Genomic DNA, 209 nt, shown 5'->3' on the forward strand with positions numbered 1-209 from the left:
TGGCAAAGGCGAGTTGGTGTTTAAACCTAACGGCAATTACACCTTCAAGCCTGGCGAGGATTTCCAGGCGCTTGAGCCAGGTCAATCGCAAGAGGTGAGCTTCACCTATGTGGCGGTGGATAACGACGGCGCGAAGAGTGAGCCGCAAACCATCACCATTACCGTGACTGGCACCAACGATGCGCCAGTCGCAGAGGCGAAAACCGACA

The 209-nt window shown here is 55.5% G+C and carries 1 protein-coding gene; it reads left to right on the forward strand.

Features of this window, described 5'->3' with window-relative positions:
* Window positions 1-209: VCBS domain-containing protein (locus LNL84_RS19710; protein WP_244359566.1), on the forward strand; the 209-nt coding region annotated here is incomplete at both ends.

It is taken from the genome of Vibrio gelatinilyticus (assembly GCF_022836845.1).
GTDB classification, from domain to species: domain Bacteria; phylum Pseudomonadota; class Gammaproteobacteria; order Enterobacterales; family Vibrionaceae; genus Vibrio; species Vibrio gelatinilyticus.